At 66.0% G+C, this 23,909-nt stretch carries 27 protein-coding genes; 10 read left to right on the top strand and 17 right to left on the bottom strand.

All coding sequences use genetic code 11. From position 1 onward, the window contains the following. Positions 1–17: 17 nt before the first annotated feature. The 11 genes from BM362_RS49025 to BM362_RS17815 form a co-directional block, all read right to left on the bottom strand. Complete coding sequence (locus BM362_RS49025; protein ID WP_244287196.1) at positions 18–1,040, bottom strand: hypothetical protein; 1,023 nt, start codon at positions 1,038–1,040, stop codon at positions 18–20. Then, positions 1,037–1,975: a hypothetical protein gene (locus tag BM362_RS49020; RefSeq protein ID WP_244287195.1), complete on the bottom strand. Its 939-nt coding sequence runs from the start codon at positions 1,973–1,975 to the stop codon at positions 1,037–1,039. The genes BM362_RS49025 and BM362_RS49020 overlap by 4 nt, the downstream gene beginning before the upstream one ends. Next, positions 1,954–3,159, bottom strand: coding sequence for an MCE family protein (locus BM362_RS17855; RefSeq protein WP_067589483.1), 1,206 nt, complete (start codon positions 3,157–3,159; stop codon positions 1,954–1,956). The genes BM362_RS49020 and BM362_RS17855 overlap by 22 nt, the downstream gene beginning before the upstream one ends. Next, complete coding sequence (locus tag BM362_RS17850) at positions 3,159–4,211, bottom strand: MCE family protein (RefSeq protein ID WP_067589480.1); 1,053 nt, start codon at positions 4,209–4,211, stop codon at positions 3,159–3,161. The genes BM362_RS17855 and BM362_RS17850 overlap by 1 nt, the downstream gene beginning before the upstream one ends. After that, a complete protein-coding gene (locus BM362_RS17845) occupies positions 4,208–5,206 on the bottom strand; it encodes an MCE family protein (protein WP_093573904.1) in 999 nt (332 codons plus the stop codon). Before BM362_RS17845 ends, BM362_RS17850 begins: the two co-directional genes overlap by 4 nt. Next, on the bottom strand, positions 5,203–6,186 hold the full coding sequence (locus tag BM362_RS17840) for an MCE family protein (RefSeq protein ID WP_093574203.1): 984 nt from the start codon (positions 6,184–6,186) through the stop codon (positions 5,203–5,205). The genes BM362_RS17845 and BM362_RS17840 overlap by 4 nt, the downstream gene beginning before the upstream one ends. Next, positions 6,183–7,184, bottom strand: coding sequence for an MCE family protein (locus BM362_RS17835; protein WP_067589474.1), 1,002 nt, complete (start codon positions 7,182–7,184; stop codon positions 6,183–6,185). The genes BM362_RS17840 and BM362_RS17835 overlap by 4 nt, the downstream gene beginning before the upstream one ends. After that, positions 7,181–8,422: an MCE family protein gene (locus BM362_RS17830; protein ID WP_093573903.1), complete on the bottom strand. Its 1,242-nt coding sequence runs from the start codon at positions 8,420–8,422 to the stop codon at positions 7,181–7,183. Before BM362_RS17830 ends, BM362_RS17835 begins: the two co-directional genes overlap by 4 nt. After that, on the bottom strand, positions 8,419–9,261 hold the full coding sequence (locus BM362_RS17825) for an MlaE family ABC transporter permease (RefSeq protein ID WP_067589468.1): 843 nt from the start codon (positions 9,259–9,261) through the stop codon (positions 8,419–8,421). The genes BM362_RS17830 and BM362_RS17825 overlap by 4 nt, the downstream gene beginning before the upstream one ends. Next, positions 9,261–10,034 carry an MlaE family ABC transporter permease gene (locus BM362_RS17820; RefSeq protein WP_037811666.1) on the bottom strand — a complete coding sequence of 258 codons (774 nt, stop codon included), beginning with the start codon at positions 10,032–10,034 and terminating at the stop codon, positions 9,261–9,263. The genes BM362_RS17825 and BM362_RS17820 overlap by 1 nt, the downstream gene beginning before the upstream one ends. A 289-nt stretch (positions 10,035–10,323) precedes the next feature. Then, a complete protein-coding gene (locus BM362_RS17815) occupies positions 10,324–10,530 on the bottom strand; it encodes an alpha/beta fold hydrolase (protein WP_280142736.1) in 207 nt (68 codons plus the stop codon). 72 nt (positions 10,531–10,602) lie between these two features. Here BM362_RS17815 and BM362_RS47515 point away from each other — a divergent pair, with 72 nt between their 5' ends. The 9 genes from BM362_RS47515 to BM362_RS17780 all read left to right on the top strand — a co-directional run bounded on the left by BM362_RS47515 (position 10,603) and on the right by BM362_RS17780 (position 15,458). Further along, positions 10,603–10,767, top strand: coding sequence for a hypothetical protein (locus BM362_RS47515; protein WP_167545357.1), 165 nt, complete (start codon positions 10,603–10,605; stop codon positions 10,765–10,767). Next, positions 10,764–11,015, top strand: coding sequence for a hypothetical protein (locus tag BM362_RS17810; protein ID WP_093573902.1), 252 nt, complete (start codon positions 10,764–10,766; stop codon positions 11,013–11,015). The genes BM362_RS47515 and BM362_RS17810 overlap by 4 nt, the downstream gene beginning before the upstream one ends. Then, positions 11,012–11,293: a hypothetical protein gene (locus BM362_RS17805; RefSeq protein ID WP_093573901.1), complete on the top strand. Its 282-nt coding sequence runs from the start codon at positions 11,012–11,014 to the stop codon at positions 11,291–11,293. Before BM362_RS17810 ends, BM362_RS17805 begins: the two co-directional genes overlap by 4 nt. Positions 11,294–11,670: 377 nt before the next feature. After that, positions 11,671–11,853: a helix-turn-helix domain-containing protein gene (locus BM362_RS46870; RefSeq protein WP_143132448.1), complete on the top strand. Its 183-nt coding sequence runs from the start codon at positions 11,671–11,673 to the stop codon at positions 11,851–11,853. A 195-nt stretch (positions 11,854–12,048) separates the two neighbouring features. Then, positions 12,049–12,903 carry a hypothetical protein gene (locus BM362_RS17800; protein WP_093573900.1) on the top strand — a complete coding sequence of 285 codons (855 nt, stop codon included), beginning with the start codon at positions 12,049–12,051 and terminating at the stop codon, positions 12,901–12,903. A 1-nt stretch (position 12,904) separates the two neighbouring features. Next, positions 12,905–13,084: a hypothetical protein gene (locus BM362_RS17795; protein WP_093573899.1), complete on the top strand. Its 180-nt coding sequence runs from the start codon at positions 12,905–12,907 to the stop codon at positions 13,082–13,084. 22 nt (positions 13,085–13,106) lie between these two features. Beyond that, positions 13,107–13,280, top strand: coding sequence for a hypothetical protein (locus tag BM362_RS47510; RefSeq protein WP_167545356.1), 174 nt, complete (start codon positions 13,107–13,109; stop codon positions 13,278–13,280). 134 nt (positions 13,281–13,414) lie between these two features. After that, a complete protein-coding gene (locus BM362_RS46865) occupies positions 13,415–13,687 on the top strand; it encodes a hypothetical protein (RefSeq protein ID WP_143132447.1) in 273 nt (90 codons plus the stop codon). A 760-nt stretch (positions 13,688–14,447) separates the two neighbouring features. After that, a complete protein-coding gene (locus BM362_RS17780) occupies positions 14,448–15,458 on the top strand; it encodes an AAA family ATPase (protein ID WP_093573896.1) in 1,011 nt (336 codons plus the stop codon). A 688-nt stretch (positions 15,459–16,146) separates the two neighbouring features. Here BM362_RS17780 and BM362_RS17775 read toward each other — a convergent pair. Then, positions 16,147–16,377, bottom strand: a complete 231-nt coding sequence (locus BM362_RS17775; RefSeq protein ID WP_143132445.1) for a hypothetical protein — start codon at positions 16,375–16,377, stop codon at positions 16,147–16,149. Positions 16,378–16,589: 212 nt separating this feature from the next. Continuing rightward, entirely contained in the window at positions 16,590–16,781 is a 192-nt protein-coding gene (locus BM362_RS17770; protein WP_093573894.1) for a hypothetical protein, read from the bottom strand. A 521-nt stretch (positions 16,782–17,302) separates the two neighbouring features. On the opposite strand from BM362_RS17770, the gene BM362_RS17765 reads away from it, so the two are divergent. Then, entirely contained in the window at positions 17,303–18,337 is a 1,035-nt protein-coding gene (locus BM362_RS17765; RefSeq protein WP_244287193.1) for an NsdA family TPR-like regulatory protein, read from the top strand. Here BM362_RS17765 and BM362_RS17760 read toward each other — a convergent pair. The 4 genes from BM362_RS17760 to BM362_RS17745 form a co-directional block, all read right to left on the bottom strand. Continuing rightward, the gene (locus tag BM362_RS17760; RefSeq protein ID WP_167545354.1) at positions 18,334–20,079 is read right to left on the bottom strand and encodes a recombinase family protein; all 1,746 of its coding nucleotides are present in this window, start codon (positions 20,077–20,079) and stop codon (positions 18,334–18,336) included. The genes BM362_RS17765 and BM362_RS17760 overlap by 4 nt on opposite strands. Then, positions 20,064–20,681, bottom strand: coding sequence for an alpha/beta fold hydrolase (locus BM362_RS17755; RefSeq protein WP_244287192.1), 618 nt, complete (start codon positions 20,679–20,681; stop codon positions 20,064–20,066). Before BM362_RS17755 ends, BM362_RS17760 begins: the two co-directional genes overlap by 16 nt. Further along, positions 20,681–21,676 (bottom strand): LLM class flavin-dependent oxidoreductase, encoded by a 996-nt coding sequence (locus BM362_RS17750; protein WP_208865248.1) that lies wholly within the window; start codon positions 21,674–21,676, stop codon positions 20,681–20,683. Before BM362_RS17750 ends, BM362_RS17755 begins: the two co-directional genes overlap by 1 nt. An 82-nt stretch (positions 21,677–21,758) precedes the next feature. Next, on the bottom strand, positions 21,759–23,882 hold the full coding sequence (locus BM362_RS17745) for a HelD family protein (protein WP_093573892.1): 2,124 nt from the start codon (positions 23,880–23,882) through the stop codon (positions 21,759–21,761). Positions 23,883–23,909 lie beyond the last annotated feature (27 nt).

Below are 23,909 nucleotides of genomic sequence, written 5' to 3'. Positions count from 1 at the left end.
GGTGAGGAAACAGAATTTCATCGGGGAGCAAGATCGGTTATGAACCAGTTTCCGTCAATTCGATCAGCGGTGACGGCCAGTTGTGCCGCGGCTGTCTCCGGAGTGGTGGAATTCCCCCTAGCGGCGGACTGGTCGAGGAAAACGAGCAACTGTGCGTGATCGTTCGTGAGTTGCTGGACGGAGGTGGCGGAGACGCGCGAGGTGAGGGTCAGGCGCTGGCTTGGGGCCATCGTGCGGACTTGGGCGAAGAGCTTTTCGTAGGAATCGCGGGCGTGGCCGCGGAGCAGGGTGGCGGCGGCGTTCTCGGTGACGTCGGTTTTGTCGTAGGTGTAGGAGAAGATCTTGTTGAGGGTGAGGCTGATGGCGGACGTGACCTCGGCGGTGGCCGGCTGATCGGTCAGCGCGTGGTTCGAGGCGGCGGCGGACGCGCTGGTCGAGCGGGCCTCGATGGTGCACCAGACGCCGGCGGCGGTGAGGAGGATGGTCAGGGCGAAGAGGAGAGCGGGGAGGCGGGACGTGGAGAGGATGGGAGTTTGGGCGGTGCCAGCGGGATCGGCGGTGGCGGGGCGGGTGTCTTCGGATGTGGAGACGATGGGTTGGGCTGGCTCGGGGTCGGAGCCTGAATTGGCGGTGGCGGGTCGGGCGTCTTTGGATGTGGAGACGGTGGGTTGGGCTGGCTGGGAGTCGGAGCCTGAATTGGCGGTGGCGGGTCGGGCGTCTTTGGATGTGGAGACGGTGGGTTGGGCTGGCTCGGGGTCGGAGCCTGAATTGGCGGTGGCGGGTCCGGTGTCTTCGGATGTCGAGATGGTGGGTTGGGCTGGCTGGGAGTCGGAGGTTGTCGTGATCTGCTGAGTGCTTGAGCCGAGGGGTGATGGGTCGGCTGGTTGAGCGGTTGTGGTGGCTGGCTGGGCGGCTTCCGTCGTGGTGGTTCGCTTGGCGGAGGCGGAGACCTCGGAGAGACCGGCTGCGGCGGGTGCATCGCTGAGTACGGAATCGAGCGGCTCGGTGCGTGACTTCGACCAGCGCTGAGTGAACTTCATGATCCCGCCACCCCCAGCTGCTCCAGCGAGCTGAGCTTCCAGCCGGAGGCCGTGCGGGTCATCGCCGCTGCTAGGCGTGTGCGGCGGATGGGCTGGGCGGCGCCGTCCTTGGTGACCGTGATCTCCACGGAGGCCAGGAGTTTCGCGGTGCCTGCTTCGGCGTCTAGATCAGAAAGCCCGGCGTCGAGGACGCGGCCTGCGGTGGCGGATCCGTCGGACGGGACGTTGCTGGGCAGGGACGTCTGAAGGGCGCCGGTCGTCGCGGATTGCCAGTGGGCTAGGGCTTGGTCGCGGTGGTGGGGGTCGAAGGTGGTGACTGTGGTGATCAGAGTGCGGCCGGAGGTGACGGCCTCGTCTCTGGTCGCGCCTGCGGTTGAGGCGGGGGCGGTCGCGGCGTCGTGCCATGACCAGGCTGACCAGGCGGCGAAAGTGGCGGCTGCGGTCAGGGCGATTCCGGCGGCCCACGCCCACCTGCGGTGGGATTTGGCGGTGTTCGGGGACGCAGTGGAGGGAGCGGCAGGGGAAGGATCGGATGGAGCAGCGGCCTCGGCGGCGGGAACCTCGGGGCGGGATGTAGCGGGGTTGCTGGCGGGAACCTCGGGGCGGGATGCGGCGGGGTTGCTGGCGGGTACCTCGGGGTGGGATGCAGCGGCCTCGGCGGCGGGAACCTCGGGGCGGGATGCGGCGGGGTTGCTGGCGGGTACCTCGGGGCGGGATGCAGCGGCCTCGGTGGCGGGAACCTCGGGGCGGGATGCAGCGGCCTCGGTGGCGGGAACCTCGGGGCGGAATGCGGCGGGGTCGCTGGCGGGACGGGAAGCGTCAGGTTCGGTCGCGGAGTCGTCGGCGACGTGTGAAGACGCCGCGTCAGGCAGCGACGCGTTGTCACCGGAGGGAGCTTCGTCCGGTGAGACCGTCAGTTTCCCCGGCGTAGCCACAGCATCTCCTCCAGATTGGTCGACGTCGGAAGTCCGGCAGCCGCCCCGGGGAGGCCGCCTGGTTGGGCGGGCTCCGGGACCCCGGGGTGCGGAGCGTGTTGGGAGCCGCGCACCGAGGAGGGGTCGCCGGCGGGCAGGGTGCAGGCTGCGGAGGTGTTGAACGGGAGCACCGGCAGCTCGGCGCTGCTGCGGATCTTCGTGCTTTCGTACCCTTTCCGGCACGGCGGCGGGTCGAAGAACGTCAAGGCCAGTGACAGCCGCCCGCTGTCGGGGGTGATGGCTGACGACGTCGCGGCTACGGTTTTCGGCAACGTCACCAGCAGTTGCTCCAGGCCGTCGGTTCGGGCGCTGAAGACGTCGGCTGTCGTCAAGAGGTTGGCCATCAGGATCGGCAGTCCGGGGCTGTTGTCGCGCAGCAAGCCCGTCACCTGGGAAGCGGCCGGCGGGGCGGTGGCGATCAGCTGGCGCAGGTCACCGTCCGAGGAGGCCAGCTGAGCGGCGAACAGGTGGGCGTTTCGGCTGAAGTCGCGCCACGCGGTCGAGGACGCGGCTTGCGTTTTCAGGACTGTCGAGCCGTCGTCGATGAGTTTTGTTGTTTGGGGCAGGTGGGCGGAGGCGGAATTGGTGAACGACCTTGCGGTGTCCATCAGCAGTTGCAGGTCTGGCCCGCTGCCTTGCAAAGCGTTGTCCAGTTCGTTGACCACGGTGCGCAGGTCCTCGGTCGGCACCGAGGCGGTCAGCGAGTCCACATCGGAGAGGAAGGTTTGCACGGGGAGCGGCAGGGTGGTGGAGCTGCGCGGGATTACGCTGCCGTCCTCAAGGTAGGGGCCCTGGTCGGTGGCCGGTTGCAGGTCGACGTATTGCTCGCCGACGGCGGAGCGGTTCGCGACGACCGCACGGGCCTTCGATGGGATCTGCGGGGCGGAGCTGTCCAGCAGCAGATCCGCTTCCATGCCGTGTTCGGTCAGGCGCAGCTGGCCGATCCGGCCGACCGCCACGCCTCGGTAGGTGACCTCTCCGTTGGTGAAGATGCCGCCGCCTTCGGAAAGTTCGAGGTGCACGGTGTAGGTTCCGGCACCGAAGAGGCGTGCGATTCCGGCGTATTTCGCGCCGACGAACGAGGTCGCGGCCAGTGCGACGACCACGAAGGCGATGACCTGGATCCGGATCCGTCTGGTGAGCATCAGCGGCCCCCTGAAGGGGGAGGCAGCGTCGGAAGACCGGGCGGGACGCCTTGGCCCGGCGGAGGCAGCGGGACGCCGGCACCGGGAGTGACCGTGGCGTAGACGTTGAGGTAATCGCCCTTGATCGCGTCCAGGACGGGGTCGGTGAAGGGGAACGAGGGCAGGATTTCCAACGCCTTCGGCAGGTTCTGACCCGCATCGGCCAGGCGGCGCAGGATGGGAGCGAGTGCGCGCAGGTCGGCGGCCAGGTCGTCGCGGCTCTTGTTCGTGACCTCGGTGGCCACTGTGGACAGTTGGTCCAGCGATTGCAGCATCGTCACCAGCTGCGGTCGCTGGTCGGTGAGGGTTTTCAACCCTGGGGTCAGGTCGGTGAGGGCGTCGGCGATCTGCTGGTTCCGGTCGGCCAGCGACGCCGACAGGTGGTTGAGGCCGTCCAGCGCGGCGGTGATGTCGCGGCGGTGCGCGTCGAGGTTCGTCATCAGCTGGTTGACCCCGGAGAGGAAGCTGCGGATCTCCTCCTCGTTGCCGTCCATCGCCTTCGTCAGTTCGCGGTTGATCGTTTGCAGCTGACCGATTCCACCGCCGTTGAGCAGCAGTGACAGCGCGCCGAAGATCTCCTCGAACTCCGGGTTGCGGTTGGTTCGCGATACCGGGATGACGGCTTTGTCGCCCAGCTGTCCGGAGGGGGACGCGACCGGCGCGGCCAGTTCCACGAATTTCTCGCCCAGCAGCGACGATTGGCGCAGCCGGGCGACGGCGTTCGCGGGCAGGTGGACGTCGCCGTTGACCGCCAGGACGGTTTCGGCGGTCCAGCCGTCGGCGCCAAGGCGGATCGATTGGACGCGACCGACGGGGACGTCGTCCACCTTGACCGCGGCCTGCGGGACCAGGTCCAGGACGTCGGCGAACTGGACGGTGACCTCGTACGGATGCGCGCCGAGGTCCGCGCCGCCGGGCAGCGGGAGGTCGTAGACGCCCTGGAAGCCGCCGGGTGCGGCGCAGCCGGCCAGCGTGCTCACCGCCAGTGCGAGGAAAAGTCTTCGTGCCTTCATCGGCCGCCTCCCGTCACGGCCGCGTCCGTCGCCGGGAACGGCAGGTAGTCCAGCAGGTCAGCGCGGCCTTGCAGACGTCCGGTTTCCGGATCGATCGCGTTCAGCACGTTCTGCGCGGCCAGCGGCGCGACGTCCAGCGTTTCGGCCAGTGACGCGCGTTGGTCGACCAGCGTCCGCGTCGTCTTGGCCAGTTTGTCCACATTGGACTTGATCGCGGCCCGGTTGTCCCGGATGAAGCCCTGGACGGAAGCCAGCGCGCTGCCGAGCGAGCGCAAGGCGCCGGACAGTTCGCCGCGGTTCGCCGCCAACGTGGCTGACACCTTGGCCAGTTGCTGGTTCACGTCCGCGACCTGGCGGTCGTTCGTGGCGAGCATGGTGGTGAACTTCTGCAGTTCGTCGACGGTTCCGAACAGGTCCTGCGAGTTGCCCGCCAGTGTGCGGGCGAGGCGGGCGAAGTCGCGGACGGAGGTGTTGAACGCCTTGCCGTTGCCGTCCAGGTTCGCCGCGCCGGTGCGGAGGAGATCGGACAGCGCGCCGGTGGAGTTCGCGCCGTTCGGGCCGAGCGCTTTGCTCAGCGTGTCGAGGCTCGAATACAGCTGGTCCAGCTCCACCGGTGTGCCCGTGCGATCGGCGCCGATCACCGCGCCGTCGGCCAACCGCGGGCCGCCGCGGGCGAGTTTGCCCAGTTGGACGTAGCGGTCGGCGACCACGCTCGGGGCGATGACCAGCGCGGTGGTGTCGGCGGCGACGGGAATGTGCGGATCTACCGATAAGTCGACCCGAACCTGGCTGCCCTGCGGAAGGACCGCGGTGACCTCGCCGACCTTCACTCCGAGCACCCGGACGTCGGATCCGCTGTAGACGCCGACGGCTCGCGGAAAGTACGCCGTGACGCGGTATCGGCCGGAGCCGGAGAACACCCACCACAGGACGCCGCAGATCACCAAGGCCATCACCAGCAGGAAGACGACGAAACGGGATGCGCGCGTGGTCATTTCGCGCCTCCCTTCGGCGGGGTGCACGGATCGCGGTTCTCCGGGAGAAGGCCGCACAGGTAGCTGTCGATCCAGCGGCCGTTGCCCGCGGTGTTGTTCAGCACGCGGAAGTACGGTCCGGCGAGTTTGAGGCTTTGCGCGAGGTTCTCGTCCTGCCGTTGGAGGAGGTCGGTCACGCGGTTGAGCTGCTGCAACGCCGGAGCGAGCTGCGCGGTGTGGTCCGAAACGAGCCCGGACAGCTGCTTGGCGAGCTGCTGGGTTCCGACGAGCAGCTGGTGGATCGCGTCGCGGCGGTGGTCCAGTTCGGTGAGCAGCAGGTCGCCGTCCTTGACGAGTTTCTCGAAGTCGTCGTTCGAGTTGGCGATCGTGGTGGTCAGCTTGCGTGCGTTGGCCAGCAGTTCGGCGATCTCGTTGTCGCGCGAGGAGACCGTTTTCGACAGCGCGCTGAGCCCGTCCAGTGCGGTGCGGACGTGCTGCGGCGAGTTGCGGAAGGTGTCGCTGATCGTGGAGAAGCTGGTCGCGAGCTGCTTCGTGTCGATCGCGCCCGCGGTGTCGGCGAGGCCGTTGAACGCGTCGGTCACGTCGTACGGGGTCACCGTGCGGTCGCGCGGGATCGGCCGGTCCGGGTTCTGCTCCGCCCGCCCGGCCGGGTCGAGGGCAAGGAACTTGCGGCCCAGCAACGTTTTGATCTTGATCTGCGCCGACGTCCGGTCGCCGATCCAGGCGTTCTTGACCCGGAAGCTGACCAGCACGTGATCGTCGTCCAGGTCCACTTGGGACACTTCGCCGACCTTGATCCCGGCGATCCGCACCTCGTCGTCCGCCTGCAGCCCGGCGGCCTCGGTGAACTCGGCCTGGTAGGTGGTACCGCCGAGGAAGGGCAGGCGGTTGTAGTTCAGCGTGCCGGTGAGCACCGCGGCCAGCGCGACGCTGCCGACGATCCCCAGCACGAGCGGATTGCGCTCCCGGAACGACTTCACGCGCCACACCTCGCCGCGGTCTCCGCCACGCCGCGCGGCGGAGACGTCTCCAGGACGGCTTCGCACAGGTAGAAGTTCATCCACGAGCCGTACGACCCGAGCGTGCCGATGCCGTTCATCTTCTTGGGCAGCGTGGTCAGTGCCTTGTCCACGTCGGCCTCCCCCTTGTTCAGGTTCCGGGTCAGCGCGTCGAGACCGGAGATGCTGTCCTTCAGCCCTGGCCGGATCTCGGTGAGCAGCCCGCTCGTGGACTGCGTCAGCTCGGCCAGGCCGGACACCGCGTCGCCGATCGCCGTGCGGTCCCCGGCGAGCCCGGACACGAGCTGACGCAGGGTCGACACCAGCGTCGCGAGCGAATCTCCCTTGCCGTTCACGGTTTTCAGCACCGAGTTCAGATTGCCGATCACCTCGCCGATGACCTGGTCGCGGCTGGCGAGCGTGCTGGTGAGCGATCCGGTGTGCTGGAGCAGTTCGGTCACCGTGCCGCCTTCTCCTTGCAGCACTTGGACGATCTCGCCGGACAGGTCGTTGACGTCCTGGGGCGAGAGCGCCTGGAAGAGCGGTTTGAATCCGTTGAACAGGTCGGTCAGGTCGAGCGCCGGAGTCGTGCGGTCCAGTGGGATTTCGCCGCCGGACGGCAGCACCCCGGCAGCGTTGCGAGGGCGTTCCAGTGCGAGATAGCGCTGGCCGACCATGTTGCGGTACTTGATCACCGCGGTCACGTTGGCGGGTACCGTGCGGCCGTTCTCCAGCGAGAAGCTGACATGCGCGCGGTTCTGGCCGACGACGTCGAGGCCTTCGATCTGCCCGACCTTCACCCCGGAAATCCGCACGTCATCGCCGACGTTCACCGCGGTGGCGTCGACGAACGTGGCCCCGTACCGCTGGCTTCCGCCGACCGAGCCGCCGGTGATCGACAAGGCGAGAACGACTGTCGCGAGGACGGTGACCAGGATGAAGATCAGGCTTTTGACCAGGGGATCGGCAAGGTTTCTCACTTCGCCGTCACCTCCGTTCCGCGGTACAGCGGGCCGACGAGCACGCTGCTCCACATCGGCACGTCAGCGGTCGAAACGCCCAGCGAAGGCGCGAGCAGCGGGGCCAGGAACTGCTGCTCCTGCGGGGAATTCGCGATGCCGAGGTCGCCGGTCGACGGCACGCTCGCCGGAGTGCCCGCGGCCGGTGTCACCCCGCTTGGGTAGCAGCGCGGGCCGGTTTTCCCGGTGTAGGCCGGATCGTCCTTGCCCGGGACGTACTTCCCGCGCGACGTGGACACGGTGACCTCGACGTGCAGCCCGGGTTCCTTCGTTCCCGCGCCGAGGACCTTGTCCATCGACGGTTTTAAGTCGGTGAGCGCCTGTAGAGTGCAAGGGAAGCTGGGGGAGTACTTAGCGCCGATTTCGAGCGGACGGCGGCTGTCCGCGGACAACGCGATGATGTTGTGCCGGTTCTGCCGCAGGAACGTCGTCAGGTCCCGCGACGACGTGGTGACCTGCTGATAGAGCGAGCCGAGGTCGGTTCGCTTGGCGTTGATCGTGCCGAGGGTGACCGACGAATCGGTGAGCGCGTCGAGCAGATCGGGTGCGATGTCGCCGTACATCTGGGTGACGGTGGCGAGGTCGCGCACGTTTTGGTCCAGCTGCGGCAGGTTCGGGTTGAACCGCCGCAGGTAGTCCGAGGCGGTCGCCAGCGTCTGGCCCAGCTGTGCGCCGCGGCCTTGCAGTGCCGTGGAAACCGCGGTCAGCGTGGTGGACAGCTTCTGCGGCTGCACGGCCTTCAGCACCGGGAGCAGGTTGTCGAAGACGCGCTCCAGCTCGATCGCGTTCGCCGACCGGTCCTGCGAGATCACGTCTCCGGCCCGCAAGGGGCGCTTCCGGCCGGTGTCCGGAATGGACAGCTGGACGTACCGTTCGCCGAACAGGGTCTTGGGCACCAGCAACGCGGACACGTTGACCGGCAGCCATTTCACCTGCTCCGGCTCCAGCGCCAGCGAGATCTCCGCGCCGCCGCGGATCGCGCGCACGCCCCGGATCTCGCCGACCACGACGCCGCGCGCCTTCACCTGCCCACCCGTGCGCAGCTGGTTGCCGACTCGGTCGGCCTGCAGCGTCACCGGGACTGTGGTGATGAAGTCCTTGTTGTAGATCTTCACCGTGAGCAGCACGAACGCCGACAGCGCCGCCAGGAACAGCACCCCGGCGGTGCGGACTCCGGTCTTGTGCCAGCGCCGCTTCATCCGGCCACCTGCACGGTCGTGGTGGCACCCCAGATCGCGAGGCTGAGGAAGAAGTCCAGCACGCTGATCGCGACGATCGCCGTCCGCACCGCCCGGCCCACCGCGACACCGACACCAGCCGGTCCGCCGCTCGCGCGGAAGCCGTAGTAGCAATGCGCGAGCACCACGACGACGCTGAAGATCAGCACCTTCCCGAACGACCACAGCACGTCGCCAGGCGGCAGGAACAGCAGGAAGTAATGGTCGTAGGTGCCGGCCGATTGCCCGAAGCCCCACACCGTGACCTGCCGCGACGCGAGATACGACGACAACAGGCCCACGGCGTACAGCGGGATCACCGCGATGAACCCGGCGATCACCCGCGTGGTCACCAGATACGGCACGCTCGGGATGCCCATCACCTCGAGCGCGTCGATCTCCTCCGAGATCCGCATCGCGCCCAGTTGCGCGGTGAACCCGCAGCCGACCGTCGCCGACAATGCCAGCCCGGCCACGAGCGGCGCGATCTCACGCGTGTTGAAGTACGCGGAAATGAACCCGGCGAACGCCGACGTCCCCACCTGGTTCAGCGCCGAATACCCTTGCAGCCCCACGACAGTCCCGGTCGCGACCGTCATCCCGACCATCACGCCGATGGTCCCGCCGATCACCGCCAGCGCGCCGCTGCCGAAGCTCACCTCGGCCAGCAGGCGGACGATCTCGCGCAGGTACCGGCGTACGGCGCGCGGCACCCAGCCGAGCGCGCGCAGGAAGAACAGGATCTGGTCGCCGAGAGTGTCGAGGAAGCCCAGCCTGCGGTCGACGGCCTCAAGCACGCGCGTCGGAGTCGGGGTGGCCATCAGCTTCCCTTCGGCGGCACGAGCTGGAGGTAGACCGTGGTGAGGACCAGGTTCAGCACGAACAGCAGCAGGAACGTGATCACGACGGACTGGTTCACCGCGTCGCCGACGCCCTTCGGCCCGCCGCGCGGGTTCAGGCCGCGATACGACGCGACGACCGCGGCGACGAATCCGAACAGCAATGCCTTGATCTCGCTGATCCACAGGTCCGGCAGCTGCGCCAGCGCGGAGAAACTCGCCAGGTACGCACCCGGGGTGCCGCCCTGCATGATCACGTTGAAGAAGTAGCCGCCGAGGACGCCGACCACGCTGACCATGCCGTTGAGGAACACCGCCACGCCCATCGCGGCCAGCACCCGCGGCACGATCAGCCGCTGGATCGGCGAAACCCCCAGCACCTCCATCGCGTCGATCTCCTCGCGGATGGTGCGCGAACCGAGATCGGCGCACATCGCGCTGCCGCCCGCGCCCGCGATCAGCAGCGCGGTCACGATCGGGCTGGCCTGCTGGATGATCGCGAGCACGCTCGCCGCGCCGGTGAACGACTGCGCGCCGATCTGCGTGGTCAGCGACCCGATGTGCAGCGCGATCACCGCGCCGAACGGGATCGAGACCAGCGCGGTCGGCAGGATCGACACGCTCGCGATGAACCAGAACTGCTGCACGAGTTCACGGAACTGGAACGGACGGCGGAACGTCAGCCGGACGACGTCGAGCCCCAGCGCGTAAAGCCGGCCGGTCTGGTGCAGCGCCGCGGCGCCGGGAAACGCCATCGCCCGACCTCCCAGCAATTTCCGGGCACGGCGGAATGCCCGCCGAACGTCCGTTCCGGTGCTGGTCCGAATGGTGGATCGGACCGGTCCGGAAAAGTCGGCGGGGTTACCGTGCGGTTTCGTTACTGGTCAGTACGCTAACGAGAGCCCTGCCCGCAGACAAGAACTTGCCCCGTACCGCGGGGTCACGGCGTCGTAACCGCCGAATTCTTGTACGGTTGTGACAACTGCCGGGAATGCGGTTGTCAGTGCCGGAAAATAAATACCGGTGCGGCGGTTTCCGGATATTTCAGCGGGCGAGCCAGCGGTGCAGCGAAGCGGTCAGCGCCTCGGGCGCGTCCAGGTGGATGAGATGCCCGGCCGAACGGACCAATTCCAGTCCGGCGCCCGGGATCGTCCCGGCGAGCCGGTGCGCGCGGTCGACCGGGATCCAGGTGTCCTCGGTGCCCCACACCACGAGCGTGGGCACGCTGACGTCGCGGTAGCGCGGCTCGATTTCGTCGGTGTACCGCTGATCGGCCTGCGCGGATCTGGCTCATAGTAAACCAGAGTCCTGAGAGGCCGGAACATGATCAACGAAGAGCAAGTGAAGGCGTTCACCGAGGTGGTCGAGGCACTGGGCCTGGATGAGGCCACAGAGCTGGTCCACGTGGTCTCGGGTGGGAACGAGACCCTGGCCGCTGACCTCCGGCACGCCTGGATCCGGAACCAGCAGGAGGGCTCGGACCGATGAGCGCGCCGATCATCATCACCGAAGGTCAGATCTGGGAACGGTACCTCGACCACAACCGCACTGTCCGGATGGTCGTCAACGAGTACGTCGGCGGCGACAAGTGGGAAGTCCTCTTCCTGAGCGGGCGCAGCAAGGGTCGCTGCGAAACCCTCAGCGAAAGCGGGATCCGACTGTGCTATTCCCTCGGCAAGCCCGCGCACAGCGTCAGGAAGAACAAGCCTCTCCCGAAGGTGCGGGTTCAGCGATGACGGGGCCGAGGGACCGCAGTCTGACGGCGATCATCGTTCTGTGCGCCGGGGTCCTCGCCGTCGCGGTGGGCATGGTCATGGTGATAACGGCCGGGTGGCTCGACTCGACGCCTGAGCCCGCAGACCTGACCGTGCCCGCGTGCCTGTCCGAAGACTGGGTGCCCGACTCCGGCGTCTGCCTGTGGGACGCGAGGGTTCAGGGCAACGGCCAGGGAACCAGCTTCATGCGCGATGCCCAGGGCGGTGTCTGGCACCGAGATCCCCAGGTCAAGGGCTGATTCGTGTCACCTGTCGCGGCAGACATCCCGCTCACACAACGCTGGCTCGCGTACTGTCCGCTGCCGCCAACCAGATCGACAAGAGAGAAGGATCGAAATGAGCACCACAGTCAAGAACCCGGCAGCACCGGCGAGGTGTCGGTCTTGCCCTCGGTGATCGGATAACCCGCCACGGTGAGACCGACACGCCATACCTTGGAGCGCGTGTTCACTTGAACCCCGTTTGCTAGAATCGAACTACCGGATTCGGAGCGGGAAGACCGCGCTCTCCGGGCTGATTCACCCAAACCCTTGGCCGATCGTGGCCTTGGTCCGCAACACCCAAATTCGGGCCGTCATCCTGGCTGCCCTTTTTCAAGCTCATTGGAGGTGTACGAATGAAGTACAACAACGCTCAAGAACTCGTGATCGCGGCTATCAACCGTCGAAGTTCGAGGGCTGAACTCGCCAGGGAGTTGGCAATCAGCCCGGAGACCCTGACCAGCTACGCGGTAGGCAGACGCAAACCCTCGTACGACGTGACCATGAAGCTTCTTCGGATCACGAGCGAGCACGAATGACCTACCGGCCGATCACTCATGCCACATGCCGAGGATGCCGGAAGCTCGTCCTCATCGAATACGCCGAGAGCTGGAAACTCGACCCGAGCGAAAAGGCCCTGCCCGTGCGCACGGGGATGTGGGTCGGGGGCACCTGCCCCGAATGCCAGAAATCCGGGAATCCGTCCCGGTCAACCGAAAGGAATCACTGAAACCATGTCCTATGACATTTTGCTCGGCGAGGCCCACGCTCTCGGGCTGAGCGACGGAGTGCCGGTCAAGGAAACCACCGCTCGGGACCTGGTGGCCAAGGCTGCGAAGGCTCCGACTCCGATCCCGGACAAGCTCAAGGAACGCGCGGCGAAGGTCAAGACCCCGGAGGAGGCGTCCACGGTCGTGGCCGAGTACCGCTCGCTGAGGGCTGGCGACGCGATCGATTACACGGAGCTGTTGTCGGCGGCTCAGGCTGCGGAACGCGCTGCCAAGGCCAAACATTATAAGGAACTCGTCTCGGCGCTGTGGGCCGAACTCCAGGCCACCTGGTCCCGGTTGGTGACCGGGGTCGAAGGCTTCGAGCTGGTGGACCTGGGCGAGGAATCTGTGCTCCGGGGCGACAAGGCTCGCAACATCGTGGGCTTGCGCGAGGACTTCGAGCGGCTTCCCCGGCTGGTCAAGGCAGTCCTGAACTACGCCCGTCCCGCGATCGTGAGCCTGCCGGACTCCATGCGCGGATTCAGCGAGGCGTGGGTCCACACGGCCTTGTTCACCTCGATCCCGGGCGACGAGCCTGACGCGTACCGGGCCGCCTGGTACACGAACGTAGATTGGGCCTCGCTCAAGGGCATCAAGAAGGCCGTGGCGTACGCCGAGGAACACGGATTCGAGTTGGTCGTCCGGAGCCCGGAAGCGGTTCAGGCGGCCTTGGACGGCTGGTCGACCTTGAAGGAATGGTTCTGGGTGGATCAGCGCGGCGGCCTGAACAAGCTCGAACGTCCGGGCACGCGGATCGGTCACCGCGTTCCGCAGTCCAAGATCGAACAGGCCATCTTGCGCCAGGAACTGGGGAACTGAAATGACGGACCCGATCGCCAAGGCGTTCGCCGACGCCGGACTCATGCCCGAGCCGGAGCCCGAATCCCCGGAAGTCGATCCCGGTCCTCCGGGTGCGCCCCGGAACCCGGCGGCTGGCACCACGGACCCGCTCGAACGAACCGACCCGCTCCTGAGGGCTCTCGATGACATCGGAATCTGATCGGAGGCTGCGGATCGGGACCGTGATCGACCGGGAGATCTTCTTGAAGATCAAGAAAAACTGGCGACAAGCCGCCCGGTACCGGATCGAACGAAACGAAGCCCTGATACGGGTTCAAGAGCTGGAAGATCAAGTGGCTGACCTCGAAGGCGAGATCGAAGAACTCGAAACAGAGCTGCGCCTGATGAGCTTCTAGCCGCCCCGTACCAAGCCTGAGAAGCCCGTACGCGGGCTCTGAAGTCCAGTCCTGCCAAGGACATGGGATCGATGATCTACGTCCACGGACGGGCCTCTCAGGCCCCTTTTACTACCGTACAAGGAGATTATCAGATGACAGACACCGAAGACGCACGACCCCAGGCCAAGAAATCGTGGAACCGCAAGCCATGGGAATGCCCGTCATGCGGGTTCAGGCGCGCGGGGAAGGACGAGAAGCCGGGCCCTGGCGTCCTCGCCCGGGGAGCTGTGCACCTGACCGTAGGGACCGTGGTGGACGGCTGGAAAGTCCGCCCCGAGAAGCCTGGGGACGTATGCAGGGCATGGCCCTCGCTCGACGCCTACAAGAACTGGCTTTCGTTCGTGCGCAAGGAGGTCTCCGCATGAAGTCTCGGATCTGGCTGGACCTCGTGCTGATCCTCGGGACCCTGGCCGCGTTCGCGTGGTGGGCCGTGCTTCTGGTCCAGGCGGTGGGCCGATGAGCACCCGGTACATCCCCGATCCGGTCCAGGTCCCGAGCGTGGTCCCGGTCCTGGGCCACAGGTGCACGAGGAAGCACCGGACAGCGGTCTCCTGGGCCAGATGCGCATTCCCGGGCTCCAGGCCGATCCAGGGACGCACGGGCCGGTTGCTGGTGGTCCATCCCTGCCGCCTGCTCTCGTGCGTGGTCGTGGACTCCGAGGCCGAGGCCGAGAAGGTGCTCAACTGGGATTGCTGCGGATCCTGCTACCGAGACACCCACGTCCTGTACGCCGTGACCCGGAAACCCTTGCCGGACAAGTTGATCCCCGGACCCGAAGAGCTTCCTCCGATCGATCCGAACACCGAATCCCTGTAAACCCAACGAAAGGACGAGAATCATGAAGGTACGCCGTGAGCACCACTGCACGAAGAATCACCGGACCGGGTTCGCGATGGCGCGGTGCGTCTGGGGCACCCGTGCGGACATCAAGGGTCGCGGACAGTACGCCGTGGTCCACTGGCTTAAGATCGGGTGGTCTTCCTCGTATCCGGACGTATACCTGTTCGATGACGAAGTCAGGGCCCGAGCGAAGTTACGGCAGATGTCGGATCCCTTCTACTGTGGGGGAAGTTGCCGGAACGCGGGTGCACGCCACGAACTGATCCGCTTCGAGCTGGGGGCCAAGTGACCATCGACGTAGTGACGCGGTTCCCGTACACCTCCCTCAAACAGGCGTGGGAGCGGGCGCAGGCCACAGAACCGTGGGTCTTCCCCGAGACCGTGTGTTCGTCCGTGACCATGATCTACGGCCGCAGCAAGGTGGGTAAGTCGTACCTTGTGGCCAGTATGGTCCTGTCGCTCATGCTCAAGGGCCGGAAGTTCCTCGGCATGGAGCCCGTTGACCGGTCGAAGCTCTGGCGACCGGCGATCCTGTGCACGGACCCGGGTTCTGAGGAAGAGTACGGGGAGCGCATCTACCCGTACGCGGAGTCAGACGATCTCGGGTTCTACTACATCGGCCGCACCGCGCGGCCGGAGGAATGGGAGGCGCTGACCGAACACCTCATCGCCGAGGGCCGGAACTTCGTGGTGTTGGACAACCTCATGGGCGCGACCGGGGACACGAACGCGGCAGAAGCCATGACCACGGTGTTCGACGGCTTGACCCGGCTCACGCGGATAGGCATCCCGGTCGTAGTGCTGCATCACGAGACGGAGAAGGGCGCTTACGTCACCGGGGCCCCGCCGATGGGGCTCTCGAACTCGGTCCAGAAGTCCCGCGTCTGGATTCAGGTCCGACAGACGAACCGCCGGAAGTTCCGGGGCGGAAACCTCGCCATGATCATCCGGGGCAATCGCCTGGACCAAGATCAGGAACTCATCGCGTCGCCGGGGCCTGGCACCGATCAACAGGTGATCAGTCGCGGACCGTGGGATTCCAAGGATGATCAGGACGAAGGCAAGACGGCCAAGAAGCGGAAGCGCGCTCAGGACACCCAGGATGCCCGCTTGGCTCAGGCCGAGTGGGTGGTGGCGAACTGTCAGGGAATGGGGCTCAGCGACACGGCCCAGGCGCTCGCAGACCAGTTCGGGAAGACCAAGGCGTCGGCACGGGAGGCGTTGATGCGGGGCGCTCTGTCCGGGCTGGTGTCCCGAACCGGCGACGGAGCCGAGGCAGCCTGGTCGAGGAAGTAGCGTCGGTGGGGTGGTGGTGGTGAGCCCCCTATAGGTGTTCGTTCCTCACACCACACCCCCACGTTCAAGATCCTCATTCCCTTCACGGGGATCAGACCAAGATCAGAATCTCAGGCCGGTTCTAGCCACCCCTATTCCCGCTTCGCTAGGGGTGGACTAGCCCGGCTACCCAGGCCATTGAGTACAAGATCCACATGCCCAGATCAGATCATCCGGCCCCCGCCGAAGGCGGGCAGTACGGGAACCCTGGTCCGGGTGTGTGGATCTTGTGCGTTCGGACCTCGTGCCCAGGCAGTGGAGAGGCTGGTCCGGGGGAGTGGAGACGAAGTCTCCCCCGGCCAGATCTCGGAGCGATCAGAGTCCATGATCCATACAGGCCGAGGCCCTTGCGCCTGGAGTGCCCGGGGCCGGAGCGCAGCGGAGGCCGAGAAGGGCCGGGCACACGAGGGCTCAGACCGAGGACCACACACTCTCGACCTAGACCAATCATGCTCCGCGGCCAAACGCCGGCGATCTGTTCTACCAGGTCAAAGCCTTGATCAAGTCGAGAACGAGTAGACCAATGATGCGAGTGACCAGTATTCGATCAAGAACTGTGGATCATGGTCTCTGCACCCCTGGGGGGTGTACCCTCCCTCCCCGGTTCAGCCCTTGGACGCGGGGTTTACCTTCCACGTACCTGCTCGGTTCAGAAGTGATACAATCCTTGGTACAAATATTCGGCACGGACCGCATCCGAATCCCGAAGGCTGAACGTCTGGAGGCTGTGGAGCAGCTGCGTGCTGCGGGGATGAGTCAGCGCGATGTCGGGGACCTTTGTGTCCTGACCGGGTGCTAGTTCCTTGCGGTCTTCGACCGTCCCGGCTTCCGCCATGTGGTCCCAGACGGCCAGGTACTTGGCGATCGTGTTCCGAGACAACCCGGACACCTCAGAATACTCTCTGTAACTGGCGCATTTTGAGCCAGTCCGGGGGCCTCCAGAACCCTCCTCGACACTCCGGGCAATCAGCATCGCGACGTACGGCTTAGGCTTCTTGTGCACGGAGCTTGCAAGCTCCGCATCCTGCTTCCAATCGGTCATGAGAAGGCCCCCGATCCGAGGGGGATGAGACCGGGGGCCGGGAATGAGGGTTAGGCAATGTGTTCGAGCACAGGGCGGGCGATCTCAGGCGCGGGTTCCAGAGTTCGCTCTTGCTCCGTGCGCCAGGCCCTCATCGCTTTGAGCTGGTCCATGGTCATCGGGATCTCGCACCCGTTCCGCTCGATCAGCTTCCCCTCTCCGTCCTCGTACACCTCGTTGTGGTCAGTGATCAGCCATCCCATTTCTTCTCCCTTGAAAACAGTTGTCACAACGTCCGTCCCCGGGTTTCCGAGTCGATCTCAGATCCGAGATCCTGTGTCTGTGCGGGTAAGGCTCTTTCTCCGTGCACCAGGTGTCCGCCCATTCGGCCTCCGGATCGTTGAGAACTGAAACTCGGTAGTAGTGGGCCACGGGCTGGAAATTACCGTGAACCCGGATCGCGTAGTCGCTCATCGCATCGGTTTCTGAATGCAGGCCCTGCACCATTCGGCATCCCGGAACCCGGTGGCCGTGATCTCCCATCGCGGATGACGGACCGGGTTTTCGGAACCCTCGGAGCACCAGGGGACCAGCCAAGGCAGGGTTCGGTCTCTGATTTCGCTTTTCCGGTATTGGTGGGCTTCGTGCTTGAAGATCCGGAGTGCGAACTCGGATGACCTGCCTGCGTAGCGCGGACCCGTACTCATGACCTGAGCGTCTAAGGGAGGTGACTCACCGTGAAGGGAAGATCCAGGGGAAGACCGGGGAAGATAGACTCAGGGCCATGGTCCCGGACCCGAACAACCAGCTCCGGCAGGCACGGGAGGCGATGTCGTCGCGCCTGTACCCGGGCACTCCGATGGGCCGGGATGAGCTGTCAGCCTTGGTCCGGGACTGGATCACCGCCCAGGACCCCAAGGGAAGACTCTCGGCCTTCGACTCCAACCACCTGGGCAAGCTCGAACGGGGCCTGGTCCGCAGGCCCTCGGCTCTGGTCCGGGCGGCTCTGTGCTCGATCCTGGGAGGCTCGGAGAGGGATCTTGGCCTGGTGAGCGCCAAGGACCGGGAACGGGTCTCCCAGGCCCTCTCGGGGCTTGTGAAGACCGATTCCAAGGCCCTCGCCGCGATAGCGGATGTCCTGGCCTCGGTCCGGAGGCTGGAGGACGCGACCAGCGCCGGGGAAGTGGTCTCCACAATCGAAGCTCAGCGGTCCATGGTCGAGAAACTGGCCCGGAATTCTCAGGGTCCAGTCCGGGCCGAAGCCGTTGGGCTTCTGAGCGAATTGGAACAGTATCTCGGGTGGCTGAGCATTCCCCTGGGGCTTTGGACTGACTCTCAAAGGCATTTGGACCGGGCCCAGAGTCTCGCACTTCAGGTCGATGACGCCGAGCGCCTGTCCTTGGCCCTCTCGTTCGCCGCGTACTGGAGCCTGAGGAAGGACGACCTCCGGAGTGCCGAGTCCCTGAACGAAGCTGCGGGCAGGGATCACAGGGTGAATATCGGCCTGAGGACGTACAACGAATTCCAGCGGGCCGAAGTCCTCGCCAAGGACGGGCTTAAAACCGAAGCTCTCCAGTCCCTGAGCCACGCGGATGAACTCATGGACCGGCTTCCCGATGATCCGGACGAACTCCCGTCCTCGGGATACTGGTACGTGCCGAGTTTCTTTCACGGACAACGGGCGTTCGTCCTTCATGCGCTGGGCGAGAACAAAGAAGCGGCCCGGATCGCACGGGAAGCAATCCGGTCCATGCCTGAATCCTGGCGCGAGGCCGAATGGGCGGGCCGAAGGAAGAAACTCGCGGAACTCGATTCCTAGCGAAGCCCCCATCCTGTGAGCTTCACGAATTCGTCCCTCACTGCGGCTCGCTCGTCCTCGGTTCCGGAGAACATAGCCTTGATTACCGCTTGCTCAGCATCGGTGAACGGTGTGGGTTTCGGTCCCGATCCTTCGTGGTGGAATCCGGGCATCCGCTTCAGGATGTTCAGCATCGGGAACGCGTTCTCTATCGGTCCGTTAACCGGAAGCCCCAGCCTCTCCCTCATGTCATGGGGGACCTGGAGATCGAGATTGAAGCTCCAATTCCTGTTCGATCCCTTGGGGTGAACAGCTACCGTTATGCCGGATTCCAGGATCAGATTCCGTCGCTCGGATTCGTCCATGGAATTCCAAGCCTGGAAGTAGCTCCGGCCCTTGGGTATGTACTCGTACCGGGCTTCCGATTTCGGGGTCTTCTCCAGTTCGGCGAGTCGGGTATCCTGGAACCGGATAGCCGCCTTGATGGCTTCCTTCGCAGTCTCGGACTTGACCTCCGCCCGCTCCGTGTACAACTCATCCAGGGCTTTCCGGGAATTTTCGATCTCAAGTGTGTTGTCGGATGCGGGGATGAACACTCGTTCTACCTGTTGCAAAGGTCCCAGAGCCATGAGGAACAGTGCGTGAACTTCCTCTTCCAGTTCTTCTGCCCGGAGTATCGGACCGTGCTTGCAATAGAACTTGTAGTACAGATATTCGGTCTCCGATCCGTCAGCGAGTACCTTGCGCTGGGTCCGGTAGTGGAGATTGGTTCCGCACTCTGGGCATACGGCGATTCGGAGCAAGGGTCCGGCGTTCGCCTCTCGTTCGGTGACCCCGTTGTCCCGGAGTGCGGCTCTGCGGTCGCGTTCGGCCATGATCTGCTCGAATTCGGATGGGGTTATCAGGGCCTCGCCGACCGGGATAGGGTTTCCGTTCTCGTCCCGGACCATCCTCCCCTCATGTTCCTGGAATCCGAGCAAAGCGGGGCTGAAGAGAAGTTCGCGGATTGACTGCGGGTTCCATACCGCCCCTGTGATGGGCCTCCGGCTCTCGGGGTAGTCCATGTCTTCGAGATCCAGGCTCCGGCATTTACGGTGCCTGAGGTATTCGGCTGGGGTGAGGTATCCGCCGCCCGGGTTGTCGGGATCGATGCTCAGCGAACGGGCTATCGAATCGATCGGGTTGTGTGCGAGGTACTGCCGGATGATCTCCCGCATGACTGGCGAGGTTTCAGGGTCAAGGGTCAGCCAATAACCCTTGCCTCGGCGCTTGGGCTTCAGCCAGTAATTGGCCCTGCCTCCGCGCCAACGCCCGTCCTTGCGAAGCTTGGCTGCTGAGCCCGCATTCCGATCCCTGATCAATTCCCATTCGCCCTCGGCTACGGCCGCGATATTCTGAGCGATCATCCGCCCGATCCACGTGCTAAGGTCGAATGATTCGGTCACCGAGACGAGGTTCTTACGGTACGTGTTACAGAACTCGATCATCTTGGACAGGTAGACCGAACCGATAGCCACCCGGTCCAGCTTCCAGGAAGCCACCAGGTCCCATGAGTCGATCTTGAGGGGATCGGTGAGCCAGGGACCCAGCTCCGGAGCCTCGAACGGGTTCACTGACCGGGAGACGTCAAGATCAATCGCCCAGCCTGTGATCTCGTGATCGTTCATGGCCGCGTAGTTTTCGATGTGCTCAATCTGGCGTTCCGGGCTAGTGCTCTCGTCCGTGTCCCGGGAGAGCCGGACCCTACCTAGTAGCCTCGCCACAGTGTTAATATACCTTCCACCAGGTTCGCGTGTGCGATCTGCCGGTAAAAGGCGGCCTGCCCCGCCGGACCGAGCCAAGGCGCGACGAGCATGTCGTGTGCTTCGGCGGACAACGGACGGTGGGCGGCACCGGCGATGTACTCCCGCACCAGCGCCTCGTGCAGATTCGGCGGCAGTTGCGCGAACACCCCCGCGTTCTCCGCCACCAGGCGGAAGAACTCCGAACCCCACGGGGCCAGCGCGACGACGTCCACCAGCGCCAGCGACCGGTAAGCCGCGCCGTGCAACAGAAACGCGCGCAGGCTGACCGCGCCGCCGTAGTCGTGTGCCACCACGTCCGGCTCGTCGAGGCCCCAGTGGTCCAGCAGCGCGGCGAACGTCTCGCCCTGCGCGGCCAGCGAGACGTCCTGTCCCTCGGCCATGGTGGAACTGCCGTAGCCCGGCATGTCCCACAGGTACACGGTGAAGTCCGGCGCGAATGTCGACGCGATCGGCTCCCACAGCTTCGACGACCACGGCGTCCCGTGGCAGAACACCAGCGGCGGCCCCGAACCCTGCCGGGACCACCGCACCTGCTGCCCGTGCCAGTCGAAGACCTCCATCAGCGCTTCAGGTCCGCGACGATCTCGTACGAACGCACGCGTTCCTCATGGCCGTGCACCATCGTGGTGATCATCAGCTCGTTCGCGTCGGTGTCGGCCAGCAGCTGGTCCAGTCCCTTCCGGACACTCTCCGGCCCGCCGACGATGCTCGACCCGAACCGCTCGGCGAGGAACGCGCGGTCCATTTCGGTGTACGGGTACTCGGCGGCGTCCTCCGGCGTCGGCAGCGCGATCGGACGACCGCGGCGCAGGCTGAGGAAGGTCAGCCCGCTCGGCCCGGCCAGGTACTCCGCGCGCTCGTCGGTCTCGGCGGCGATCACCTGCACACCCAGCATCACGTAGGGCTCGGAAAGCACCTCGGACGGACGGAAGTTCTCGCGGTACAGCCGTACCGCCGGAATCGTGTTCTCGGCGGCGAAGTGGTGCGCGAAGGAGAACGGCAGCCCGAGCCGTCCGGCCAGCTGCGCGCTGAAGCCGGAAGAGCCGAGCAGCCACACCGGCGGCTTGTTGCCCTCGGCGGTGACCGCGTTGACGCCGCGCGCCGCGTCCGGCTCGAAGTAGCTGATGAGCTCCATCAGGTGCTCGGGGAAGTTCTCCGCGGACAGCCCGCCCGGCCCGCGCAGCGCGAGCGCGGTGCGCTGGTCGGTGCCCGGCGCGCGGCCGATGCCCAGGTCGATCCGGCCCGGGTGGAACGCCTCCAGCGTGCCGAACTGCTCAGCCACCACGAGCGGCGCGTGGTTCGGCAGCATGATCCCGCCGGACCCGACGCGGATGCTCTCGGTGGCGTCCGCGACCTGCCCGATCAGCACCGCTGTGGCCGAGCTGGCGATGCCCGGCATGTTGTGGTGCTCGGCGAGCCAGTACCGGTGATAGCCCAGCCGCTCGGCGTTGCGGGCGAGATCGAGCGTGTTGCGCAGCGCCTCGCCGACCCCCTTCCCTTCGGAAACGGGGGACAGGTCGAGCACGGACAGCGGCACGTCAGGCAGGGAGGTCACAGAGGGAGTAACGCGCGAGGCGGGCGTTCCCTTCCCGTCGCGCCTCGTGAGTGGCGATCACGGTGCTGACCGTGATCGCCACTCACGAGTCCGGCAGCCAGTCCGGGTTGGACGCCAGCACGATCAGCTGCTGCGTCGCCCGGGTGAGCGCGACATACAGCACGCGCCGCCCAGTCGAGGACTCGGTGACCAGGTCCATCGGCTCGACCAGCACGACCGCGTCGTACTCAAGGCCCTTCGAATCGAGGCTGCCGACGACCTTGAGCCGCTCGTCGGCCTGCCCGGCGAGCCAGCCTTCGGCCTCTTCTACGCGGTCCATGGCGGTGATCACCCCGACCGTGCCCTCGACCGCGCCGAGCAGTTCCTTCGCCGCGCTCTGCGTCGCCGTCGCCAGCGCCGCCTGGTCGACCGGCCGGACCTCCGGCTCGATTCCGGTGGTGCGCACGGCCTTGGGCAGTTCGTCGGCCTTCGCATGGCCCGCCACAACCTTCGCCGCCAGGTCGAAGATCTCCGCCGAGTTCCGGTAGTTCGTGCGGAGCGTGAAGCGCCGTCGCGTGGTCTTCACACCGAACGCCTGGTCGCGCGCCTGCGCCGCCTCGCCAGGATCCGGCCACGAACTCTGCACCGGGTCGCCCACGACGGTCCAGCTCGCGTACTTGCCGCGACGGCCGATCATCCGCCACTGCATCGGCGAAAGGTCCTGTGATTCGTCGACGACCACGTGCGAGTACTCGTCGTAGTGCTCCGGACGGTGCGGCGCGCCTCCGGAACTGCCGCGCTCCGGGGCCACCTCGACCACGGTCTGGCGACGGCGGCGCTTCGGCTCCGGCCCGACCAGCACGCGCAACTCGTCCAGCAACGCGACGTCGGCGACCGACCAGCCGCGCGAACGGTCCGCGAAATCAGCCGACAGCAGGCTGATCTCGTTGCGGTTCAGAATGCCCTTCGCCGCCGCGGCCATCCGCTTCTCGGCACCGAGCCACTTAAGCACCTGCGCCGGGTACAGCACCGGCCACCACACCACGAGGAAGCGGTGGAAGTCGATGCGCTCGCCGAGATCATTGATCAGCTCCGCGCGGTCGATCTCCTTGCCGTCCGCCTTCGCGTACTCCTCGGCCTTGTCCGCCAACGCGGCCAGCAGCAGCTCTGCCACGCGTACGCGCGACCGGTTCGGCGGCGCGCCCTGCGTGTGCGCCTTGCGCCGTACCTTGTCTAACTCGCGCGCAGTGAGCTTCAGTACTTCGCCGCGATAGACGATCTTCAGCTCCGCCGGCGCTTCGGGAGGAGTTTCGCGCAACGCGCGCAGAAGCACCTTTCGCATCCGAAGCGAACCCTTGATCGCGGCCAGCGCGGCTGTGTCCTGTCGCGTCGCTTCGAGACCGTCGAGGACTTCGCCGAGCGCGCGCAGCTCTACGTTCGTTTCGCCCATCGACGGCAACACGCGCGAGATGTACGTAGTGAAGACGCCCGAAGGGCCGATCACGAGAACGCCCGCGCCGCCGAGCTGACGACGGTGCCGGTACAACAGGTACGCGGCACGGTGCAGCGCGACGGCCGTCTTGCCGGTGCCCGGACCGCCGGTGATCTCGGTGACCCCGCGCCACGGCGCGCGGATGACCTCGTCCTGTTCCTTCTGGATCGTGGCCACGATGTCGCGCATCTTCTCGCCGCGCGAGCGGCCGAGCGCGGCCATCAGCGCGCCCTCTCCGACGATCTGCATGTCCTCGGGCACGGCGTCGGCGATCAGCACGTCGTCGTCCACGTCCAGCACTGTCTGCCCGGAGCAGCGGATCACCCGGCGACGCACGACGTCCATCGGCTCTTCGGCGGTCGCTTGGTAGAACGCGGCGGCCGCGGGCGCGCGCCAGTCGGTGACCAGGTTGTCGAACTCGGTGTCGCGGATGCCGAGGCGGCCCACGTAGATGTGCTCGCGGTCGAGGTGGTCGAGCCTGCCGAAGACCAGGCCTTCGTACTCGGCGTCGAGCGTCTGCAGGGTCTGGTTCGCGTGGTAGACCATCATGTCGCGCTCGAACAGCATCGACGCCTGCTCGAAGATCGCTTCGCGCTGTGCGCCCTGGCCCAGTTCGTAGCCCTTGGCCCGCATCGCCTCGGCCTGGGTCCGCAGCTCGGCGAGCCGCGTGTAGACCCGGTCGACGTGTGCCTGCTCGACGGCGATCTCAGCCCGTCTCACCCGGGGTTCCGACACGCAACGCTCCCTTGAACTCCATCAACG

The organism is Amycolatopsis rubida (assembly GCF_900115345.1).
Lineage (GTDB): Bacteria > Actinomycetota > Actinomycetes > Mycobacteriales > Pseudonocardiaceae > Amycolatopsis > Amycolatopsis rubida.
The sequence above is the reverse complement of the archived record's forward strand: the minus strand, read 5'-3'. Positions and strand labels throughout refer to the sequence as shown.

Excerpts from the sequence above, each read along its gene's own strand:
- BM362_RS49025 (WP_244287196.1), bottom strand. The coding sequence starts at position 1,040 with ATGAAGTTCACTCAGCGCTGGTCGAAGTCACGCACCGAGCCGCTCGAT.
- BM362_RS17855 (WP_067589483.1), bottom strand. The coding sequence starts at position 3,159 with ATGCTCACCAGACGGATCCGGATCCAGGTCATCGCCTTCGTGGTCGTC.
- BM362_RS17850 (WP_067589480.1), bottom strand. The coding sequence starts at position 4,211 with ATGAAGGCACGAAGACTTTTCCTCGCACTGGCGGTGAGCACGCTGGCC.
- BM362_RS17845 (WP_093573904.1), bottom strand. The coding sequence starts at position 5,206 with ATGACCACGCGCGCATCCCGTTTCGTCGTCTTCCTGCTGGTGATGGCC.
- BM362_RS17830 (WP_093573903.1), bottom strand. The coding sequence starts at position 8,422 with ATGAAGCGGCGCTGGCACAAGACCGGAGTCCGCACCGCCGGGGTGCTG.
- BM362_RS17825 (WP_067589468.1), bottom strand. The coding sequence starts at position 9,261 with ATGGCCACCCCGACTCCGACGCGCGTGCTTGAGGCCGTCGACCGCAGG.
- BM362_RS17820 (WP_037811666.1), bottom strand. The coding sequence starts at position 10,034 with ATGGCGTTTCCCGGCGCCGCGGCGCTGCACCAGACCGGCCGGCTTTAC.
- BM362_RS47515 (WP_167545357.1), top strand. The coding sequence starts at position 10,603 with ATGATCAACGAAGAGCAAGTGAAGGCGTTCACCGAGGTGGTCGAGGCA.
- BM362_RS17810 (WP_093573902.1), top strand. The coding sequence starts at position 10,764 with ATGAGCGCGCCGATCATCATCACCGAAGGTCAGATCTGGGAACGGTAC.
- BM362_RS17805 (WP_093573901.1), top strand. The coding sequence starts at position 11,012 with ATGACGGGGCCGAGGGACCGCAGTCTGACGGCGATCATCGTTCTGTGC.
- BM362_RS46870 (WP_143132448.1), top strand. The coding sequence starts at position 11,671 with ATGAAGTACAACAACGCTCAAGAACTCGTGATCGCGGCTATCAACCGT.
- BM362_RS17800 (WP_093573900.1), top strand. The coding sequence starts at position 12,049 with ATGTCCTATGACATTTTGCTCGGCGAGGCCCACGCTCTCGGGCTGAGC.
- BM362_RS17795 (WP_093573899.1), top strand. The coding sequence starts at position 12,905 with ATGACGGACCCGATCGCCAAGGCGTTCGCCGACGCCGGACTCATGCCC.
- BM362_RS46865 (WP_143132447.1), top strand. The coding sequence starts at position 13,415 with ATGACAGACACCGAAGACGCACGACCCCAGGCCAAGAAATCGTGGAAC.
- BM362_RS17770 (WP_093573894.1), bottom strand. The coding sequence starts at position 16,781 with ATGGGATGGCTGATCACTGACCACAACGAGGTGTACGAGGACGGAGAG.
- BM362_RS17765 (WP_244287193.1), top strand. The coding sequence starts at position 17,303 with ATGGTCCCGGACCCGAACAACCAGCTCCGGCAGGCACGGGAGGCGATG.
- BM362_RS17755 (WP_244287192.1), bottom strand. The coding sequence starts at position 20,681 with ATGGAGGTCTTCGACTGGCACGGGCAGCAGGTGCGGTGGTCCCGGCAG.